General features: G+C 62.1%; 15 protein-coding genes. 8 read left to right on the forward strand and 7 right to left on the reverse strand.

The annotated features are described in order from the left end of the window. Positions 1–3 precede the first annotated feature (3 nt). On the forward strand, positions 4–1,335 hold the full coding sequence (locus H045_RS15550) for a DUF58 domain-containing protein (protein ID WP_015372857.1): 1,332 nt from the start codon (positions 4–6) through the stop codon (positions 1,333–1,335). Positions 1,336–1,395: 60 nt separating this feature from the next. On the opposite strand, the gene H045_RS15555 is transcribed toward H045_RS15550, so the two are convergent. Continuing rightward, positions 1,396–1,755 carry a PilZ domain-containing protein gene (locus tag H045_RS15555; RefSeq protein WP_003237625.1) on the reverse strand — a complete coding sequence of 120 codons (360 nt, stop codon included), beginning with the start codon at positions 1,753–1,755 and terminating at the stop codon, positions 1,396–1,398. 222 nt (positions 1,756–1,977) lie between these two features. Continuing rightward, the gene (locus H045_RS15560) at positions 1,978–2,352 is read right to left on the reverse strand and encodes a tol-pal system YbgF family protein (protein WP_003237623.1); all 375 of its coding nucleotides are present in this window, start codon (positions 2,350–2,352) and stop codon (positions 1,978–1,980) included. A 174-nt stretch (positions 2,353–2,526) separates the two neighbouring features. On the opposite strand from H045_RS15560, the gene pyk reads away from it, so the two are divergent. Further along, positions 2,527–3,978 carry a pyruvate kinase gene (gene pyk / locus H045_RS15565; RefSeq protein WP_003237621.1) on the forward strand — a complete coding sequence of 484 codons (1,452 nt, stop codon included), beginning with the start codon at positions 2,527–2,529 and terminating at the stop codon, positions 3,976–3,978. Positions 3,979–4,100: 122 nt separating this feature from the next. Here the strand turns inward: pyk and H045_RS15570 are convergent, their stop codons facing one another. Further along, complete coding sequence (locus H045_RS15570; protein ID WP_015372858.1) at positions 4,101–5,033, reverse strand: iron-sulfur-binding ferredoxin reductase; 933 nt, start codon at positions 5,031–5,033, stop codon at positions 4,101–4,103. Positions 5,034–5,329: 296 nt separating this feature from the next. On the opposite strand from H045_RS15570, the gene H045_RS15575 reads away from it, so the two are divergent. The 5 genes from H045_RS15575 (at position 5,330) to H045_RS15595 (ending at position 12,429) form a co-directional block, all read left to right on the forward strand. After that, complete coding sequence (locus H045_RS15575) at positions 5,330–6,853, forward strand: fumarate hydratase (protein ID WP_003237617.1); 1,524 nt, start codon at positions 5,330–5,332, stop codon at positions 6,851–6,853. A 192-nt stretch (positions 6,854–7,045) separates the two neighbouring features. Further along, positions 7,046–8,812 (forward strand): sensor histidine kinase, encoded by a 1,767-nt coding sequence (locus H045_RS15580; protein ID WP_015372859.1) that lies wholly within the window; start codon positions 7,046–7,048, stop codon positions 8,810–8,812. Next, complete coding sequence (locus tag H045_RS15585) at positions 8,806–10,131, forward strand: sigma-54-dependent transcriptional regulator (RefSeq protein WP_015372860.1); 1,326 nt, start codon at positions 8,806–8,808, stop codon at positions 10,129–10,131. Before H045_RS15580 ends, H045_RS15585 begins: the two co-directional genes overlap by 7 nt. A 192-nt stretch (positions 10,132–10,323) precedes the next feature. Next, complete coding sequence (locus H045_RS15590) at positions 10,324–11,643, forward strand: MFS transporter (RefSeq protein ID WP_003237611.1); 1,320 nt, start codon at positions 10,324–10,326, stop codon at positions 11,641–11,643. A 153-nt stretch (positions 11,644–11,796) separates the two neighbouring features. After that, on the forward strand, positions 11,797–12,429 hold the full coding sequence (locus tag H045_RS15595) for a flavin reductase family protein (RefSeq protein WP_003237609.1): 633 nt from the start codon (positions 11,797–11,799) through the stop codon (positions 12,427–12,429). A 47-nt stretch (positions 12,430–12,476) separates the two neighbouring features. Here the strand turns inward: H045_RS15595 and H045_RS15600 are convergent, their stop codons facing one another. Together H045_RS15600 and H045_RS15605 are read right to left on the reverse strand one after the other, a co-directional pair. Continuing rightward, on the reverse strand, positions 12,477–12,755 hold the full coding sequence (locus H045_RS15600; RefSeq protein WP_041931523.1) for a hypothetical protein: 279 nt from the start codon (positions 12,753–12,755) through the stop codon (positions 12,477–12,479). 8 nt (positions 12,756–12,763) lie between these two features. Next, complete coding sequence (locus H045_RS15605) at positions 12,764–13,105, reverse strand: antibiotic biosynthesis monooxygenase family protein (protein ID WP_003237605.1); 342 nt, start codon at positions 13,103–13,105, stop codon at positions 12,764–12,766. Positions 13,106–13,432: 327 nt separating this feature from the next. Here H045_RS15605 and H045_RS15610 point away from each other — a divergent pair, with 327 nt between their 5' ends. Further along, positions 13,433–14,362 carry an AraC family transcriptional regulator gene (locus tag H045_RS15610; RefSeq protein ID WP_003237603.1) on the forward strand — a complete coding sequence of 310 codons (930 nt, stop codon included), beginning with the start codon at positions 13,433–13,435 and terminating at the stop codon, positions 14,360–14,362. Positions 14,363–14,422: 60 nt separating this feature from the next. On the opposite strand, the gene H045_RS15615 is transcribed toward H045_RS15610, so the two are convergent. Both H045_RS15615 and H045_RS15620 read right to left on the reverse strand, forming a co-directional pair. Next, positions 14,423–15,892, reverse strand: a complete 1,470-nt coding sequence (locus H045_RS15615; protein ID WP_003237601.1) for an ATP-binding protein — start codon at positions 15,890–15,892, stop codon at positions 14,423–14,425. After that, positions 15,882–16,616, reverse strand: coding sequence for a response regulator (locus H045_RS15620; protein WP_003237599.1), 735 nt, complete (start codon positions 16,614–16,616; stop codon positions 15,882–15,884). Before H045_RS15620 ends, H045_RS15615 begins: the two co-directional genes overlap by 11 nt. Between the last annotated feature and the right edge of the window lie 47 nt (positions 16,617–16,663).

Consider the following 16,663-nt stretch of genomic DNA (forward strand, 5'->3'; position numbering starts at 1 on the left):
CCTATGAAGCCAACCCGTCTGCTGCTGATCTGGCTCGGTGTCCTGCTGGGTTTGAGCACCCTGCTGGGTATCGCCGCTGCGTTGCAGTTCAAGCTGCCCGACACCCTGCACCAGGTGGCGTGGGGCCTGTTGCTGGCGCTGTTGCTGCTGGCCCTGCTGGACGCCGTTCGCCTGCGTCGCCGCCCGGGCATTAGCGTGCAACGGCAGATGCCTGGCAGTCTGGCCCTGGGCCGCTGGGGCGAAGTGCGCCTGACCCTGCACCACGATTATCTGCAGCCGCTGACCGTGCAGGTATTCGATCACGTACCCGATGGGCTGAGCGTGGAGAACATGCCTCAACTGGTTGAACTGCGCCCCGGCGCGCACAGCGAGTTGGGCTATCGCGTGCGTCCGCTGCGGCGCGGGCATTTCAGTTTCAGCCGGTGCGAGATTCACCTGCCCAGTCCGCTGGGGTTGTGGTCGGCTCGGCGCTTTGTGGACGTGGCCGATGCCACTCGCGTCTACCAGGACTTCGCGCGCCTGTATGGAGCACAGTTGCTCGGGGTGGACAGCTGGCTGAGCCAACTGGGCGTTCGACAGCATCCGCGACGCGGCTCAGGGCTGGAGTTTCACCAGTTGCGCGAGTTTCGCGAGGGCGACAGCCTGCGGCAGATTGACTGGAAGGCCACCGCACGCCAACGCACGCCCATCGCCCGGGAGTATCAGGACGAGCGCGACCAGCAAATCGTGTTCATGCTCGATTGCGGTCGGCGCATGCGCAGCCAGGATGCCGAGCTCTCCCATTTCGACCACGCGCTCAATGCCTGCCTGCTGCTCAGCTACGTCGCCCTGCGTCAAGGCGATGCGGTGGGGCTGTGCACCTTTGCCTGTGATCAGCCGCGTTACCTGGCGCCCGTCAAAGGCACCGGCCAGTTGACCCTGTTGCTCAATAGCGTCTACGACCTGGATACCACCCAACGCACCGCCGATTATGAAGCCGCTGCCAGCCAACTGCTGGCCCGACAAAAACGCCGTGCGCTGGTTATCGTGGTGAGTAACCTGCGGGACGAGGACGATGAGGCATTACTGACTGCCGTCAAGCGCATCAGCCGCCAACACCGGGTGCTGGTTGCCAGCCTGCGCGAGGAAGTGCTCGACCAACTGCGCCAGTTTCCCGTGCAAACATTGCCCGAGGCACTGGCCTACAGCGGCGCCGTCGATTACCTCACCCGGCGCGACGAATTGCATGATCGTCTGAGCGCCCACGGTTTGACCGTACTGGACACCCTGCCTTCAGCGCTGGGGCCGGCATTGGTGACGCGTTACATGGGCTGGAAAAAAGCTGGGGTGCTGTGAAAAATGCGCACGACCACGGCGAAAGCAAACACACCTGGCCGGGTCGACAACGCGCGGTGTCTAGGCGGAAGCCTGCATGGGATCAAAACTGAAGTAACGCAATAATGCGCTGATCAGTTGGCTGTAATCCGCAGGCGCCGCAACCACACTGAAACCTGAGTCGTAGTGCTGCGGGTTGACGTCCTCACGACTCCACAAACACTCAGCTGTGAGGTCAATTGTCTGAACGTCCCCATTCGCCATGGGGGCCTTCACGCACAGTTCGAACGTCGCGCCGACCATCATCGGCAACTGGCTGATCAACATCAGTCCATCTTCAGACACATTGCCCAGGTAACCAATCGGTTTGTCCGTAAACCGGTTGAATACTTGCAGGAAACGGGACAACTCATGCCGCTCAATACGTCGATCAGTAAACATGATGACTGCCATCCATTGGATATTACTCTGGCCGAGCCAGTGATTCGGAACGGCGATACAGGCCCGCTCTCCCTGAAATTGGCGCGACGAAAGTGTTGCCCATCATCACTATGAATCTACCAATTCCAAGCATTCCATCCGTTTGAAGATAAACACATCAAACAGACATTCAAATAATAGCTTAAGACACGAAACCGGCCAGTGGCAGTGTGACAAATATCGTCAAAGGGATGCGGGCCGGGGTTTAGCGACGCTGGCGCCGGGGTAATGACCCAACTGCTGCAGCGTGTCGAGTCGGGCGCGCGCGCGGTACGCGTATTCGCTGGACGGATACTGGCTGATGATGAACTGATAGGTTTGCACCGCATCCACGAACAGCTTCTGGCGCTCCAGGCACTGCCCGCGCAACATCGAAACCTCCGGCTGCACGTAGCGCCGGGTACGACTTTCACGGTCGACCTGGGACAATTCCAGGGTCACGCGCTCGCAGTCACCCACCTTGTACGCACGGTAGGCGTTGTTCAAATGATGGTCCATGGACCAGCGGGTGCAGCCGACTACACTGACGGCCAGGGCAGCAACGAGCAAAATTCGCATGGGGGTTCTCCTGTCTTGTGCAGTGTATCGACCCCTCGTCGAAAATCTTCAAGGATGTTGTCTATTCAATTGACGCTGAAACGGGCCAATCGTCGATAAGTAGTGCAAACGAACAATGACTACAACCAAAGAGCATAGTAGCCTTCCCCAGCGCTTGAACTCAGGAGTCCGTGCATGTCCGTCCGTCGCACCAAAATCGTCGCCACCCTTGGCCCGGCCAGTAACTCGCCGGAAGTCCTCGAACAGCTGATTCTGGCTGGTTTGGACGTTGCCCGTCTGAACTTCTCCCACGGCACCCCGGACGAGCACAAGGCTCGCGCCAAGCTGGTGCGTGACCTGGCCGCCAAGCACGGCCGCTTCGTCGCATTGCTGGGTGACCTGCAAGGCCCGAAAATTCGTATCGCCAAATTCGCAAACAAGCGCATCGAGCTGAAGATCGGTGACCCGTTCACCTTCTCCACCAGCCATCCGCTCACTGAAGGCAACCAGCAGGTCGTGGGTATCGACTACCCGGATCTGGTCAAGGACTGTGGCGTCGGCGACGAACTGCTGCTCGACGATGGCCGCGTGGTCATGCGTGTCGACACCGCCACCCCGACTGAACTGCATTGCACCGTGATCATCGGTGGCCCGCTGTCGGACCACAAAGGCATCAACCGTCGCGGCGGTGGCCTGACCGCCCCGGCCCTCACTGAAAAAGACAAGGCCGACATCAAGCTCGCCGCCGAAATGGAAGTGGACTACCTCGCGGTGTCCTTCCCGCGCGACGCCGCCGACATGGAATACGCCCGTAAACTGCGCGACGAAGCCGGCGGTACCGCCTGGCTGGTGGCGAAGATCGAACGCGCTGAAGCCGTGGCCGATGACGAAACCCTCGACGGCCTGATCAAGGCGTCCGACGCCGTGATGGTTGCCCGTGGCGACCTGGGCGTGGAAATCGGCGACGCCGAGCTGATCGGCATCCAGAAGAAGATCATCCTGCACGCTCGCCGCCACAACAAAGCGGTCATCGTGGCGACCCAGATGATGGAGTCGATGATCCAGAACCCGATGCCGACCCGTGCCGAAGTCTCCGACGTGGCCAACGCCGTGCTCGACTACACCGACGCCGTGATGCTCTCGGCCGAAAGTGCCGCCGGCCCGTACCCGCTGGAAGCCGTGCAGGCGATGGCGCGTATCTGCGTCGGCGCCGAAAAGCACCCGACCAGCAAGACCTCCAGCCACCGTATTGGCAAGGTCTTCGAAAGCTGCGACCAGAGCATTGCCCTGGCGGCCATGTACACCGCCAACCACTTCCCGGGCGTTAAAGCGATCATCGCCTTGACCGAGAGTGGCTACACGCCGTTGATCATGTCGCGAATCCGGTCCTCGGTGCCGATCTACGCGTTCACCCCGCACCGCGAAGCCCAGGCCCGCGCGGCGATGTTCCGTGGCGTCTATACCGTGCCGTTCGACCCCGCTTCGTTGCCGCCTAATGAAGTCAGCCAGGCCGCCATCGACGAGTTGGTCAAACGCGGCGTTGTGGAGAAAGGCGACTGGGTCATCCTGACCAAGGGCGACAGCTACCACACCACCGGCGGTACCAATGGCATGAAGATTCTGCACGTGGGCGACCCGCAGTTCTGAGTGACACGCTGAAAAACAAAAGCCCCGCCATGTGAATGGCGGGGCTTTTTGCATTTCAAGTGAGCGGATGTGCCGAGTTTGAGGGCCTCTCCGCGGGCAAGTCCGCTCTCACGATGGATCGCTTAGCCCCGGGGCACGAACACATCGGCCAGCAGTTGATTACGCGGCAGGCCTGCCAGGAACAAGCGCTTGGAAAACGCCTCGACGCTGCCGGGGTGCCCGCAGAGTAAAGCCAGGGTTTGCCGGGAAACCACCCGCAGTTGCGCCAACGCCGCGTCCAGCCCTGCTGCCGTCCACAACTCCACCGTCAGATTGGGATGGCTGGCGGCCAGTGCCGCCAGCGGTTCGGCAAGGTAATGGCCGCTGGCATCGTGAGCCAAGTGAATCACGCGGATGGCGCCCTGATGATCGTGGCGCAAGGCTTCGCGCAATACGCCCCACAGCGGGCCCAGCCCCGTGCCGGAGGCCAGCAGCCACAAGGGTCGCGCCTGCCAGTCCGAATCGTAGTGCAGCGCCCCGCCGCGCAGTTCGCCCAGGCGCAGAGGGTCACCCACCGCCAGACGACGCGCCGCATCGCTGAATTGGCCAGGCTGACGGCAATCGAGATGAAACTCCAGAAAGGCGTCTTCCTGCGGCAAGCTCGCCAGCGAATACGGGCGCGCCACCTGCCCCGCCCACAGCACAAGGTGCTGCCCGGCGCGGTAACGCAAACCACGCTCCGGCTGCAGGCGCAGGCGCAGCACGGAGGCATTCAACCAATCGGCCGCCGTCACCTGTGCCGATAAGCCGTCACGCAAGGGATCGAAGGCTTCAACCTGCACATCACCGATCACCTGGCACTGGCAGGCCAGGCGCCAGCCGTCCTGGCGTTGTGCCGGGCTCAGGGCGTCGGGCTGTTTGTCTTCAACGTCGCCGCGACACCTCACGAGACAGGCATGACAACTGCCCGCCCGGCAACTGTAAGGCACGGCCACCCCCGCCTGATTCAAGGCATCCAGCAGGTTGCTGCCGGCAGGGACCGACCAGTGGCGCTCGCCAACATGCAGTTCAGGCATATAACTCTCACCTGTAGAAGCGAGCTTGCTCGCGAAGATCGCTAACGATAACGCGGGGGGCCTGGCGAAACCCATCAAATTCAAGTTTTTCGCGAGCAAGCTCGCTCCTGCAACCCAATCGAGCCAGGCATTCATGAACACAGCCGGATGTATCGCCCACCGCACCGCGTTATACTGCCGCGCCTTTTTAGCGTCGCGCCTGCACCAATGGCGTGCCTTGGAAAGGTGGCCTCAGCCGACCGACGCAGCACTGAAGCCACCTTTATTGAATGTTCCCTTATAGAGGAGCGCGACTCATGACCGTGATCAAGCAAGACGACCTGATTCAGAGCGTTGCCGACGCCCTGCAATTCATCTCCTACTACCACCCCGTGGATTTCATCCAGGCGATGCACGAAGCCTACCTGCGCGAAGAATCGCCAGCGGCCCGTGACTCCATGGCGCAGATCCTGATCAACTCGCGCATGTGCGCCACCGGCCATCGCCCGATCTGCCAGGACACCGGTATCGTCACCGTGTTCGTGCGCGTGGGCATGGATGTGCGTTGGGATGGCGCCACCATGGGTCTGGACGACATGATCAACGAAGGCGTGCGTCGCGCCTACAACCTGCCGGAAAACGTCCTGCGCGCCTCCATCCTCGCCGACCCGGCCGGTGCGCGCAAGAACACCAAGGACAACACCCCCGCCGTGATCCACTACTCCATCGTCCCGGGTAACACCGTGGAAGTGGACGTGGCCGCCAAGGGTGGTGGCTCAGAAAACAAATCGAAAATGGCCATGCTCAACCCGTCCGACTCGATCGTCGATTGGGTGCTCAAGACCGTTCCGACCATGGGTGCCGGCTGGTGCCCGCCGGGTATGCTCGGCATCGGCATCGGCGGCACCGCCGAGAAAGCCGCGGTAATGGCCAAGGAAGTGTTGATGGAATCCATCGACATTCACGAGCTGAAAAAGCGCGGCCCCTCCAACCGCATCGAAGAGATGCGCCTGGAGCTGTTCGAGAAGGTCAACCAACTGGGCATCGGCGCCCAGGGCCTCGGTGGCCTGACCACCGTGCTCGACGTGAAGATCATGGACTACCCGACCCACGCAGCCTCGCTGCCGGTGTGCATGATCCCCAACTGCGCCGCCACCCGTCACGCCCACTTCGTGCTGGACGGTTCCGGCCCTGCGTCGCTGGAAGCACCACCGCTGGACGCCTACCCGGAAATCGTCTGGGAAGCCGGCCCGTCGGCCCGTCGTGTCAACCTCGACACCCTCACCGCCGAAGACGTGCAAAGCTGGAAGCCGGGCGAAACCGTATTGCTCAACGGCAAGATGCTCACCGGTCGCGACGCGGCGCACAAGCGCATGGTCGAGATGCTCAACAAGGGTGAAACCCTGCCGGTGGACCTCAAGGGTCGCTTCATCTACTACGTGGGCCCGGTTGATCCAGTGCGTGAAGAAGTGGTTGGCCCGGCCGGCCCGACCACCGCGACGCGGATGGACAAGTTCACCCGTCAGATCCTCGAGCAGACAGGCCTGCTTGGCATGATCGGCAAATCCGAACGCGGCCCGACTGCGATCGACGCAATCAAGGACCACAAGGCCGTGTACCTCATGGCCGTGGGCGGCGCCGCTTACCTGGTGGCGCAAGCCATCAAGAAGTCGCGTGTAGTGGCCTTCGCCGAACTGGGCATGGAAGCGATCTACGAGTTCGACGTCAAAGACATGCCGGTCACCGTCGCGGTGGACAGCAACGGCGAATCCGTCCATATCACCGGTCCTGCCATCTGGCAGAAAAAGATCAGTGAAAGCCTGGCGGTGGAAGTGCAGTAAGCACACTCCCGCAAAAAGGCGACTGCGGCCCAAGGCCCAGTCGCCTTTTTTATTGTGAATACCGTCAAATGTGGGAGCGGGCTTAACTGAACGACATTGGGGTAAGCCCCCTCCCACACAAGCCCATTCGCCACAGACTCAAGCAGCGCATGCTATGGTGCGCTCCTCCCAACTGCGCCTGCTCATCACCGTATGATCGTGATCCCCCGCCCCCTGCGCCTCACCTTCTACTCCCTGCTGATCATCGCCGGTGCGCTATTGGCCGCCGCCCTGGCAACGCGTCATGCCGAGCGCCAGGCGTTGGTGGACGATGCGACTCGCGCCAATCAGCAGCTCGCGTTGTACGCCAACTCGCTGCACACCCTGATCGAACGTTACCGCGCCCTGCCTGCCGTGCTGGCGCTGGACTCGGAAATGATCCGCGCCCTCAAAGACCCTCTGGATGCCGCGACCCAGGATGTGCTTAACCGCAAGCTGGAGCGCATCAATGCTGCCGCGCAGTCCTCCACCCTGGAACTGATGGACCGCACCGGCCTGGCCGTGGCGGCCAGTAACTGGAACCTGCCGAGTAGCTATGTGGGCCACAACTACGCATTTCGTCCCTATTTCAGCCAGACCCTGAGTCAGGGCACCGGGCGTTTTTATGCGGTAGGGGTGACCACCGGCATACCGGGTTACTTTCTCTCCAGTGCGGTGCTCGACGAACACGGGCAGTTCCTCGGCGCCATGGTGGTGAAGCTGGAATTCCCCGAGCTTGAACGCGAATGGGCCCAAGGCAACGACCTGCTGCTGGTCAGCGACGCGCGCGGGATTGTGTTTATCGCCAACCAGCCGGGCTGGCGCTATCGCAACCTTCGGCCCTTGTCAGGCAGCGACCTGGCCGAACTCAAAGCCACGCGCCAGTACGACAAGAAAAATCTGCAAACGCTGGAAACCAGCACCCTGCAACGCTTCGGCGAAAACAGTCATCTGATGCGCGTCAACGGCCCGAACGGCAATGCCAATTACATCTGGGAGTCCCTGGCCCTCAAAGCCGAGGGCTGGACCCTGCACCTGCTACGCAAACCGCAATTCGCCTTTGAAGACCAACGCAACGCGGGTCTGGCCGCCGCCGGTTCCTGGCTGGCGCTGGTATTTCTGGTGCTGTTCCTCAGCCAGCGCTGGCGCCTGGCCCGTCTGCGCCAGCGCAGCCGCGAAGAGCTTGAACAACTGGTCGAGGAACGCACCCAGGCGCTGCGCACGGCGCAGGACGGCCTGGTGCAGTCGGCCAAGCTGGCAGCATTGGGGCAGATGTCGGCCGCCCTAGCCCATGAAATCAACCAGCCACTGACCGCCCAGCGCATGCAACTGGCAACGCTGCGCCTGCTGCTGGACCACGGCCGCGTGGATGACGCCTACCAAGCGCTCACGCCGCTGGACGATATGCTCACGCGCATGGCCGCCCTCACCGGCCACCTCAAGACGTTCGCCCGCAAGAGCCCCAGCGGCCTGCGCGAACGGCTTGATCTGGCCACGGTGGTCGACCAGTCCCTGCACTTGCTCGACGCGCGCCTGCGTGATGAAGCCATCGGCGTGATGCTTGACCTGACCCGCCCAGCCTGGGTGCGCGGCGACGCGATCCGCCTGGAACAGGTGCTGATCAATCTGCTGCGCAACGCCCTCGACGCCATGGCCGACACGCCGCGCAAGCGCCTGGAGATCCGCCTGCACGCCGATGAACAATGCTGGCAACTGACTGTTGCCGACAGCGGCGGCGGGATTGCCGACGAACACTTGGCCTGTGTGTTCGACCCGTTCTTCACCACCAAGCCGGTGGGCGACGGGCTCGGCTTGGGACTGGCGGTGTCCTACGCTATCGTGCACGAACTGGGCGGGCGCCTGAGCGCCGCCAACCGTGGCGATGGTGCCGTATTCACCCTCACCCTGCCTGTCGCGCTGGAGACACCGGACCTATGTTGAACGCAGTAATTGTGGTCGATGACGAAGCCAGCATTCGCACGGCCGTCGAGCAATGGTTGAGCCTGTCCGGATTTGAAGTGCAGTTGTTCAGCCGTGCCGAGGAATGCCTGGCGCAACTGCCCAGGGATTTCCCCGGTGTCATTCTGAGTGACGTGCGGATGCCGGGCTTGAGCGGCCTGCAGCTGCTGGCCGAAGTGCAACGCCGCGATGTCGACTTGCCGGTGATCCTGCTCACAGGCCATGGCGATGTGCCAATGGCGGTCGAAGCCATGCGCGACGGCGCCTACGATTTTCTGGAGAAACCCTTCAGCCCGCAGGACCTGCTCAACGGTCTGCGCCGTGCGTTGGACAAACGCGGGCTGGTGCTGGAGAACCGGCGCCTGCATCAGCAGGCCGATCATCGCGCGCGGCTGGAAACCAGCCTGCTGGGCGTGTCCAAGGGCCTGCAAACGTTACGGCGCCAGGTCATGGACCTGGCGAGCCTGCCGGTCAATGTGCTGATTCGCGGCGAGACCGGCAGCGGCAAGGAGCTGGTCGCGCGCTGCCTGCATGATTTCGGGCCGCGGGCGAAAAAGCCGTTCGTGGCGCTCAATTGCGCGGCGATCCCCGAGCAGTTATTTGAAGCCGAACTGTTCGGCCACGAAAGTGGCGCGTTCACCGGCGCCCAGGGCAAGCGCATCGGCAAGCTCGAATATGCCCATGGCGGCACGCTGTTTCTGGATGAAATCGAAAGCATGCCCCTGGCTCAGCAGGTGAAACTGCTGCGTGTTTTACAGGAGCAGAAACTGGAGCGACTGGGCTCCAACCAGAGCATCCAGGTGGACCTGCGCATCATTGCCGCCACCAAGCCGGACCTGCTTGAAGAGGCCCGCGCGGGGCGGTTTCGTGAAGACCTGGCGTATCGATTGAATGTCGCCCAACTGCGCCTGCCGCCGCTGCGCGAACGCCGCGAAGATATCCCGCTGCTGTACGAGCATTTTGCACAAAGCGCTGCCGAACGCCTGGGCCGCAACATCGAACCGTTGAGCGGGCCACAGTTGGGTCGCCTGCTCAGCCACGACTGGCCGGGCAATGTGCGGGAATTGGCCAACGTCGCCGAGCGCCAGGTGCTGGGGCTGGGCGAACCGGAACCGGAGGGGATGGATGCCGGCCAATCGCTGGCGGCGCAGCAAGAGGCGTTTGAAGCCCATTGCTTGAAAGCTGCGCTGGCCCGGCATAAAGGCGATATCAAGGCGGTGCTGGCGGAACTGCAACTGCCGCGTCGGACCCTGAATGAAAAGATGCAGCGCCATGGGTTGGCGCGGGAGATGTTTCTCTAGCGGCCTGCGATAGCGCCGACAACCATAAGCGGATTTCCGCTCATCCGCTGCAAACCATCAGCGACTTTCCGCTCAAAAAATTCCCGCCCCCCTTCTGCCCCGGCTCTTTCCCACCTGGCACACCTTCTGCTACAGCCGAACCACGCTGCGTTCGCGCCGCTCCATAAAAACAACTAGATGAAGGATCCTTCAATGGGTAACTCCAACTCTCTGCCTCTGGGCTCGGCGGCTGCGCCGGCAAAAGAACGCACGACGTCAAGCCGTATCAAATCGATCTTCAGCGGATCGGTCGGCAACATGGTCGAGTGGTACGACTGGTACGTCTACGCCGCCTTCTCGCTGTACTTCGCCAAGGCCTTCTTCCCCGCCGGCTCCACCACCGCCCAACTGATGAACACCGCCGCAATCTTTGCCGTGGGCTTTATCATGCGCCCCATCGGCGGCTGGCTGATGGGGCTCTACGCCGATTACAAAGGCCGCAAGGCCGCGCTGATGGCTTCTGTATTGCTGATGTGCTTTGGCTCACTGCTGATTGCCCTGACCCCGGGTTACGACACCATTGGAATCGGCGCGCCGATCCTGCTGGTATTCGCACGCTTGCTCCAGGGCCTCTCGGTGGGCGGTGAGTACGGCACCTCGGCCACTTACCTGAGCGAAATGGCGACCAAGGAACGTCGTGGCTTCTTCTCCAGTTTCCAGTACGTGACCCTGATTTCCGGCCAGCTCATCGCCCTGGCGGTACTGATTGTGCTGCAGAAGGTACTGACCACCGAGCAGCTGTATGCCTGGGGCTGGCGCATCCCGTTCGCCATCGGCGCGCTGTGTGCCGTGGTCGCCTTGTTCCTGCGTCGTGGCATGGAAGAAACCGAGTCGTTCACCAAGAAGGAAAAAGCCAAGGAAAGCGCAATGCGCACCTTGATCCGCCATCCCAAGGAAGTCCTCACCGTGGTCGGCCTGACCATGGGCGGCACCCTGGCTTTCTACACCTACACCACCTACATGCAGAAATACCTGGTGAACACGGTGGGCATGAGCATTTCCGACTCCACCACCATTTCGGCGGCGACGCTGTTTTTGTTCATGTGCCTGCAACCCCTGGTGGGCAGCCTGTCGGACAAGGTCGGTCGACGGCCGATTCTGATCGCCTTCGGCATCCTCGGCACCCTGTTCACCGTGCCGATTCTCACCACCCTGCACACCATCCAGTCCTGGTGGGGCGCGTTCTTCCTGATCATGGCAGCGCTGATCATCGTCAGCGGTTACACCTCGATCAACGCGGTGGTCAAAGCAGAGCTGTTTCCGACCGAAATCCGCGCGCTGGGCGTGGGCCTGCCCTATGCACTGACCGTGTCGATCTTCGGCGGCACCGCTGAATACATCGCGTTGTGGTTCAAGAGCATCGGCATGGAGACCGGCTACTACTGGTATGTGACGGCGTGTATCGCGGTGTCGCTGGTGGTTTACGTGACCATGAAGGACACCCGCAAGCACTCGCGCATTACCACCGACTAAAAGAGCCGACGCGCCAAGAAACGGTGGGAGCGGGCTTGCTCGCGAATGCGCAGTGTCAGTCATCCATTCGATAACTGACAGACCGCATTCGCGAGCAAGCCCACTCCCACATTGGTTATGATGCGTGCCCCAGAACCGAGTACGGAACAGGCCATGTCGGACGATATCCACTTCTACGAACCCGCCAATGGCCACGGCCTGCCCCATGATCCGTTCAACGCGATTGTCGGCCCGCGCCCGATTGGCTGGATTTCGTCCCACGACCGCGAGGGCTGCCTGAATCTGGCGCCCTACAGCTTTTTCAACGCGTTCAACTACATACCGCCGATCATTGGGTTTTCCAGTGTCGGACGCAAAGACAGCCTGAACAACATCGAACAGACCGGCGAGTTTGTCTGGAACCTGGCAACCCGCCCGCTGGCCGAGCAGATGAACCAGAGTTGTGCGGCCGTCTCGCCGCAGGTGGATGAGTTCCAACTGTCCGGCCTGACGCCGGTGGCCTCGAAAATCGTCGGCGTGCCACGGGTGGGCGAGAGCCCGGTATCGTTCGAGTGCAAGGTGACGCAAATCATCCAGTTGCAGCGCGCTGACAAAGAGTTGGTGCCAAGCTGGCTGGTGCTGGGCGAGGTGGTGGCGGTGCACATTGCCAAGTGGCTGCTCAAGGACGGCATCTACGACACCGCCGCCGCCGAGCCGATCCTGCGTGGCGGCGGCCCGGCGGATTACTTCCAGCTGGGTCCGGAGGCGCTGTTCAAGATGTACCGCCCGGGTGCCACCAAACCCTGATTGCAAGGCAACCGAATGTGGGAAGGGGCAAGCGCCTTCCCACGTTTTCAGCTAGCGGCAGCTTCCCACTTCAGCACGCCCTCTTCGTCGACATCGATCAATCGCTCAAGCTGCACGGCGGCCGCGTCATCAGCATCGGACGCCGTCTTGAAGCGCTGCCCGTCAAGGATCTTGTGAAACCGCGGTGCGCCCATGCCGTCCAGGGCTTTGACGGCAACGGCGGCGCTGTAGCCCCCTTCACCCGGTACTACGGCGGAAACGGCTTCGTGATGGGCAAATTGTTTGCGTGCCATGTGGCAGGTCCTGGCCAATTGAAAGTCGGCCATTCTAAACCCTAACCGGCCAGTTGCAGGTACTCGCCATAGGCATTGACGGCCGAGGCGTCGCTGAACGTCTGGAAGTCCATGCTGCGCACCACCCTATCGTTCAACAGTTCGGTGAAGATCATCAGCGCCGGCGAATTGAAGTAGGCACTCATTGCCTGCTCGCTGCTCCAGAAGCCCGAGACCAGCCATACATCGGGATCGGTGTGGGAATGCTGCAACGAAAATTGCAGGCAACCCTGAGCCTGACGGCCCGGTTCGATCAAACTGCTCAAGCGTGCACCGAGTTCGGTGCTGCACCCGCTACGGGCACGGATAAAGGCCATATGGCTCGCGGGAATGGGGGTGGACATGTTCGACTCTCCCGTTGAGAAGTGATGCTCGGCAAGCACTGAGGGGGCGTGTTGCCACAGGATCAACGATAAGGCCGCAGCGGCGCGCGCGGTTAGTCGAATCCTGCAGGCTTATTGCACAATCCTGCGAAAAGCGTAGGGAGGACGTCAGCCGCCCGAGGTTTATTCCAGACCATGCTCAGTATTTTCGGGCGATGACCGCCCTCGTCATTGCCTGATTCACGCCTGCTCGCAGGATCAGGCAAGGATTGAGCAGAATCGACATAACACGCTTGGAAGATCCACCGCTAAGCTCAGGCCATCAACGCAATACGCAGAGGACGTTCCATGTCGTCGCCCGACCCCAAGCATCTTCCCCTCGATGCCGAGATGGAAAAACAGCGCGCTGAACTCGCCAGCATCGTGCAACGCCATACCTGGGAAGAAGGTTCCTACGGCACGGCGATCACCTCGCTGTACCTGAACCGGCAAAACACGCCACGCGACTTCATGCCGGTGCTGGTGGAACCTGCGCTGTGCATCCTCGCCAGCGGCAGCAAGGAAGTGCGCCTGGCTGACGAAATCTTTGCCTACGACCCGCTCAACTACCTGGTGTTTTCAGTGGCGATGCCCGTGGCCGGAAGGATCATCGACGCCACGCCGCAAGACCCCAACCTGTCGGTGCGCATCAATATCGACCCGGCGCAACTGACGGCCCTGATTGCAGAAGCGGGCCCGATGGGCGTGCCTTCGCGACCGACATCGCGCGGGATGTATGTGGACCGCATCGACCACTCGCTGCTCGATGCAGTGCTGCGCCTGGCGCGACTGCTGGACACCCCAAAGGATATCGCGATGCTCGCGCCGCTGATCAACCGCGAGATCCTCTACCGCCTGCTGCGTGGGCCGCAGGGTTATCGGCTGTATGAAATCGCCGTGGCCAACAGTCAGAGCCATCGCGTCAGCCAGGCGATCACCTGGTTGAACGGCAACTATGAGCAACCGTTGCGCATCGATGACCTGGCCAGGGAAGTGAACCTGAGCGTCTCGACCTTGCACCACCGCTTCAAGGCGATCACCGCGATGAGCCCGCTGCAATACCAGAAGCAACTGCGCCTGCAGGAGGCGCGGCGGTTGATGATCGCCGAAGGGCTGGAAGCGTCGGCGGCGGGGTATCGGGTGGGTTATGAAAGCCCGTCACAGTTCAGCCGGGAATACAGCCGGCTGTTTGGTGCGCCGCCCCTGAGAGACCTGGCCCGATTGCGCCAAAGCATCTGATGCGCGCGTAGCACAATGTGGGAGCAGGCTTGCCTGCTCCCACGGTAGTCCTGCGTATATTCAGTCTAATCCGCGGGGGAGCTGCAAGGTGACGCGCAGGCCACCTTCACGCAGGTTCTGCAAACTCACTTCGCCGCCGTGACTATGGGCGATGTTGCGCGCAATCCCCAGCCCCAACCCGTACCCCTGCTGGTGCCCGGCCAGGCGGAAGTGCGGTTCGAACACTTGCTCCAGACGCTGCTCCGGCACGCCGGGGCCTTCATCATCCACATGCAGGATGAACTGCGCGCCATCGTCCTCAATGTGCAAATGGGCGTTCTGCCCATACTTCAAGGCGTTGTCGATCAGGTTGCCGATGCAGCGCTTGAGCGCCAGCGGCTTGCCCGCATACGCCGCCAGGGCATACCCGTTCAGCGTCACGCGACCGTTGCCGTTGGGCGCCAGATAAGGCTCCACCAGGCATTCGAGCACATGATTAAGGTCCACCGGCTGGATGTTCTCGTGGATGTCGGTGTCTTTCACGCATTGCAGCGCGCCCTTCACCAGCAGCTCCAGTTCGTCCAGGTCGCGGCCGAACTTGGTTTGCAGATTTTCGTCTTCGAGCAGTTCCACGCGCAGGCGCAGGCGGGTGATCGGCGTGCGCAGGTCGTGGGAAATCGCACTGAACAACTGGCTGCGTTCGGTCAGGTAGCGACTGATGCGTTCGCGCATGGCATTGAACGCGCGGCCCACTTCCACCACTTCGCTGCCGCCGCCCTCGGCCACCGGCTCCACGTCGGCGCCCAGGGACATGTCCCGCGCCGCCCGGGCGAGGCGTTTGAGCGGACGACTCTGCCAATGCACCAACAGGCCGATAAACAGCAGCAGCAAGCCGCTGGTCAGCACGATAAACCACACCTGCTGCGACGGCAGGCCTTGTTCTTCCAGGCTGGTGTACGGCTCGGGCAACAGCGAGGCGATGTACAGCCACTCGCCGGGGGCAAGCTTGATCTGCGTGACCAGCACCGGCGGGTTCACCGGCTCCAGGGTCAGCGCGTAATGCGCCCAGGAGCGCGGCAGTTCATCGAGCTTGAGGCCGGCATTGAAGATGCGCAGGTCTTCGGCGCTGACGAACTCCACCGAGATCAGCACATCGCCGCCCAGGGTTTGGCGCAGCACCTCATCGACCGCCTGCAACACCGCCTGCTTGCGCGGGGTCTGTGGCAGCACCGCCATGTCCAGCGGTCGATCATTGAGGGTCACGACAAATCGCGTGCCGCCCATGCTGCGCAATTGGTCCAGCACCAAGGGCCGATAGGCCACCGGCAGCGAGCGGAAATAACTCACGCTGGCCGTCATCGAATGCGCCAGGCTGCGGGCGCTGGTGACCAGGCCTTCGAGCTGGGTGGCGCGCAGTTGCGAGACCCAGATCACGCTGGACAGCCCCTGGGCAAACAACACCACGAGCAAGGTCAGCAGGAGCATGCGCCCCAGCAGCGAGCGCGGTACGGGAAAGCGGCGTCGGCGTTCGGTGACCGGCTCAGTGGGCATTGCCGGCAACCACGCTGGCTGCCAGTTGGTAACCGCTGCCGCGCACGGTGCGGATCAGCCTCGGCGGTTTTTCGGTGTCGCGCAGGCGCTGGCGCAGGCGGCTGACGGCCATATCGACGATCCGGTCCAGGGGCATCAGGTCGCGACCACGGGTGGCGTTGCCGATGGTGTCGCGGTCGAGAATCTGTTGCGGATGATCAAGAAACAATTTGAGCAGGGCAAAATCGGCGCCGGACAAAATCACCTCTTCACCGTCCACGTGAAACAGCCGGTGGCTGATCATGTCCAGGCGCCATTCATCGAACACCAGCACATCTGCCGTGCCGCTGCGCTCCTGGCCGAACTGGCAGCGCCGCAACAGCGCCTTGATTCGCGCCTGCAACTCGCGTGGGCTGAAGGGCTTGCCGATATAGTCATCGGCGCCCAGCTCCAGGCCGATCACGCGGTCGGCTTCGTCGGAACTGGCGGTGAGCATGATGATCGGCACCTGCGCCTGACGCGGATGCTGGCGAATCCAGCGGCACAGGCTGAAGCCGTCTTCGTCCGGCAACATCACGTCGAGAATGACCAAGTCGCACGGCGCCTCGTTCATCGCCTGGCGGAACCCCGCGCCGTCAGGCACGCCACGCACCTGGAAGCCGGCGCGACTGAGGTAGGTTTGCAGCAATTCGCGGATTTCCTGGTCGTCGTCGACGAGGAGAATGGATTTACTGATTACGCTCACGGGGGTCCTCCTGGGTGGTGGGGACAAGCTTAAAGCATCTGGTGCCC

It is taken from the genome of Pseudomonas poae RE*1-1-14 (genome assembly GCF_000336465.1).
Taxonomy (GTDB): Bacteria; Pseudomonadota; Gammaproteobacteria; order Pseudomonadales; family Pseudomonadaceae; genus Aquipseudomonas; species Aquipseudomonas poae.